This is a genomic window from Vulcanococcus sp., from assembly GCF_044369115.1.
Taxonomy (GTDB): Bacteria; Cyanobacteriota; Cyanobacteriia; order PCC-6307; family Cyanobiaceae; genus Vulcanococcus.
The window spans coordinates 1-3,822 of the sequence record NZ_JBIPMN010000209.1 but is presented as its reverse complement, the minus strand read 5'-3'; the positions used below and the strand labels follow the sequence as shown (position 1 = coordinate 3,822).

The window sequence follows — 3,822 nt, the reverse complement described above, 5'->3', positions numbered from 1 at the left end:
GATCAGAAGGGCTGCCGCCGGAGCGATCCGGAGCAGCAGCGCAGATTCGGTTGGGCTAGCAGCGTCGAAACAGCGGGGGCTGGGACTTGCTGGGATGCGCGGGAGACCCTTGCGGGGCCCAGTCATCAGATTCAGCAGTTTCCCGGTGACTCAGTTGAGCCACACAGGCCCGGGAAGGCCGCCACCACTGGCGACCTTTGTGCAGTGCGCTGGAGGCCCGGCTAGCGGACGGGCACAGTTGCAATTGCACAAGCGAACATGGTATCTCACAGCCCGCCACCCATCCTGTGGCGGTGTCCTGCCAGACTCGCCCCAGCATCCCGCCCAGCCCATGCCCCTGCTGCTCACCGGCCGCGGATTCCGCCAGGAGCTGGAGCGGGCTGGAGCCCTCGCCCTCTACGCCCCATTAGAAGGTGGCGCCGAAACGCGCCTGCTGCGCCGCATGCGGGCTGCCGGCTACCGGGCCCAGATCACCTCAGCCCGCGGCCTCGGCGATCCAGAGGCCTTCCTGTTGCAGCAACACGGCGTGCGCCCGCCCCATCTCGGCCACCAGAGCGTCGGCCGCGGCGCGGCCGTAGGCGAAGTGCAGATGGCCGCCCCCCAGCTCGGCCACCTGTTTGACGGCAATGCTCCGGTGCTGCTCTGGCTGCTTGAGGGCCAGGTGCTGTCCCAGGCCGAACTGTCGGCCCTGCTGGAGCTCACCCGCCGCGAACCCCGCCTGAAGATCGTGGTGGAACTGGGCGGCGCCCGCGCCCTGCGCTGGCAGCCCCTGGCCTCGGTGCTCGCCCAGGCCGCTTGAGCGCCGCGGCGGCTCCGCACGCCGCTCTGGCGGCCGGCCGCTTCGTGAAGCTGATCTGCGGCGCGGGCAACCAAGACCTTGCCGCGATTGAAGATCTGTGCGCGGTGTACAGCCTTGCCGGCGTGCACTGCATTGATGTGGCCGCCGATGCCGCCGTGGCCGCCGCCGCCCGGCGCGGTATGGCCTGGGCCATGGAGCGGGGCGCCATCCAGCCCTGGCTGATGCTCAGCCTCAGCGACGGCGCCGATCCCCACTTCCGCAAGGCCCGCTTTGATCCAACGCGCTGCCCCAGCGATTGCCCGAGGCCCTGCCAACGGGTTTGCCCGGCCCTGGCGATTGGCCCCAGCGGCGGTGTGCTGGCGGAGCGCTGCTATGGCTGCGGCCGCTGCCTGCCCGCCTGCCCCCTGGGGCTGATCGACGAGCAGCCGGTGCTGCTCAGCCCTGAGCTGGTGCCGGAGCTGCTGGGGGCGGTGCAGCCGGATGCCGTGGAGCTGCACACCCAGGCCGGCCGCCAGAAGGCCTTCGCCCAGCGGCTGCAGCAGGTGCAGGCCAGCGGAGTGCCCCTGCAGCGCCTGGCCGTGAGCTGCGGCCTGGAGCGGGGCGCCAAAGCCAGAGACGGCGAGAGCGCTCATGCAGCCGAGACGCCCCTGAGCGCCCGCGAACTGGCGTGCGAGCTCTGGCAACGCTTCGCCCTGGTGCGGCAGTGCGGCCTGAAGCCCCTCTGGCAGCTCGATGGCCGGCCGATGAGCGGCGATGTGGGGGCGGGCACGGCCCGCTCCGCCGTGAAGCTCCTGGAAGCCATCCGCCCCTGGGCCCCCCCAGGCCCCCTGCAGCTGGCCGGCGGCACCAACGCCAGCACCGCCGCTCTGCTCTCCGCCGATGCCGGCGCGGCGGGTGTGGCCTTCGGCGGCAGGGCCCGCAGCCTGCTCCAACCGTTGCTGCTGCAGGCCGAAGCGCGCGGCGGGTCGCTGCGGAAGTGCCCGCAGCTGTTGGAGCAGGGCCTGAACCTTGCCCAGGCTCTCCTGGCGCCCTGGCAGAGCCGCTGATGGCTAGAACGCCAGTTCAGGAATGCCGGCGCGTTCGCCGGTTCCGCCCCCTGTGATGATTTCCGCTCCGATCAACCCCCAGCGCATCACCGACGATCTCGATCGGCTGCTGGAGGTGTTGCCCGATGGCGTGCGGCAGGCGCTGGCACCAGCGGAGGCGCGCGAGCAGCTGCTGGAGGTGGTGCTGGATCTGGGCCGCGTGCCTGAGGCCCGCTACCCCGGCCGGGCCGTGAGCCTCGGGGAGGCGGTGGTGGAACGGGCCGACCTGGCCGCCGTGGTGGAGCAGCTGGGGGCCTTCGGCGGCGACAACCGCGCCGGCATCGAGCGCACCTTGCACCGCATCAGCGCCATCCGCAACCGCACCGGCACGATCGTGGGGCTCACCTGCCGCGTGGGCCGGGCCGTGTTCGGCACGGTGGCGATGGTGCGAGATCTGATGGATTCCGGGCAGTCGCTGCTGCTGATGGGCCGCCCGGGCGTGGGCAAAACCACCGCGCTCCGCGAGATCGCTCGGGTGCTGGCCGATGAGCTGGGCAAGCGGGTGGTGGTGATCGACACCAGCAACGAGATCGCCGGCGATGGCGACATCCCGCACCCCGCCATCGGGCGCGCCCGTCGCATGCAGGTGGCGCGGCCTGAGCTGCAGCACCAGGTGATGATCGAGGCGGTGGAAAACCACATGCCCGAGGTCATCGTGATCGATGAAATCGGCACCGAACTGGAGGCCCAGGCGGCCCGCACCATTGCCGAGCGCGGCGTGATGCTCGTGGCCACAGCCCACGGCAACGAGCTGGCCAACCTAGTGAAGAACCCCACCCTCAGCGATCTGGTGGGGGGTATCGAATCGGTGACGCTGGGCGATGAAGAAGCCAGGCGGAGGCGCAGCCAAAAAACGGTGCTGGAGCGAGCCGCTGAGCCCACCTTCCCCCTGGCGGTGGAGATGCACAGCCGGAATCGTTGGCTCGTGCACCGAGATGTGGCCCGCACAGTCGACCTGCTTCTGCGCGGTCAGCTGCCGCGGCCGCAGGTGCGCGAACTCGACGGCGACGGCCGGCTGCACCTGCAGGAGCCAAGCCCACCCCAGGCCCTCAGCCGCCCGGCCCCGCCTGCGCCGGAGCGCTCCTTGGCTCGGCGCCACCACCCCCACCTGGCGCCCGTGCCCCTGCCGGATCCGGTGGCCCCGGCCCAACCCGCTGCCAGCAACGACGACGAGGGAGCCACGGGCACCCCTCAAAGACCGCTGCTGCTGTTCGGAGTGGGGGTGAGTGCGCTGCTGCTGGAGCAGGCGATCCGCAGCCGCCGCCTGCCGGTGCAATGCGTGGAATCGGTTGAGGAAGCCGATGTGGTGCTAGCCCTGCGTCAACAGCTGGGTCAGCAGCCCGAGCTGCGACGCCGGGCCCAGCAGGCCGGTGTGCCGATCCTCGTGATCAAGGCCGACACCCTGCCCCAGGTGCAACGGGGCCTGGAGCGACTGCTGAAGCGGCGTGAACCGGCCGATCCCCCCCCGGCCGAACCCGCGCGCAGCGGCCCCGACGATGATCTGGCGGCCCTGGAGGAGTGCCGTTTAGCGGTGGAGCAACTGGTGCTGGCCAAGGGCCAACCGGTGGAGTTGCTGCCGCGCAGCGAACGGGTGCGGCGCCTCCAAGCGGAGCTGGCAGCGCACTACCAACTGGCCTCGGCGGAGTTCGGCAGCGGCCGCCAACAGCGGCTGCGCATCTTTCCTCGCTGAGGGCACCGGGGCATTCAGGGGCTGAGATGAGCAGCCAACATTGACGAAGGTCGACCCGCTGTGGGTAACTATCTGAGTGCTCGCACAGCAGCGCTTCGGCGACTGAACTGAGCGACTCGTTGGGCCGTCGCCAAGTGGTAAGGCAGCGGGTTTTGGTCCCGCCATTCCTAGGTTCGAATCCTAGCGGCCCAGTTTTGAAACACTCCCAGCCATGGCAGAAGCCCCGCTGCTGGTGTTCGATTTCGACG

The 3,822-nt window shown here is 70.5% G+C and carries 3 protein-coding genes and 1 tRNA gene; all 4 read left to right on the top strand.

Going from position 1 to position 3,822, the window contains the following annotated elements; translation table 11 throughout:
* Positions 1 to 331 precede the first annotated feature (331 nt).
* Positions 332 to 799 (top strand): NAD(P)H-quinone oxidoreductase subunit N, encoded by a 468-nt coding sequence (gene ndhN, locus ACIQ2E_RS13170; RefSeq protein WP_296443242.1) that lies wholly within the window; start codon positions 332 to 334, stop codon positions 797 to 799.
* Entirely contained in the window at positions 796 to 1,845 is a 1,050-nt protein-coding gene (locus ACIQ2E_RS13165) for an LdpA C-terminal domain-containing domain (protein WP_398331388.1), read from the top strand. The genes ndhN and ACIQ2E_RS13165 overlap by 4 nt, the downstream gene beginning before the upstream one ends.
* Before the next feature lie 55 nt (positions 1,846 to 1,900).
* Entirely contained in the window at positions 1,901 to 3,574 is a 1,674-nt protein-coding gene (locus tag ACIQ2E_RS13160; RefSeq protein ID WP_398331385.1) for an AAA family ATPase, read from the top strand.
* A gap of 120 nt (positions 3,575 to 3,694) precedes the next feature.
* Positions 3,695 to 3,766: transfer RNA gene (locus tag ACIQ2E_RS13155), tRNA-Gln, on the top strand.
* Positions 3,767 to 3,822 lie beyond the last annotated feature (56 nt).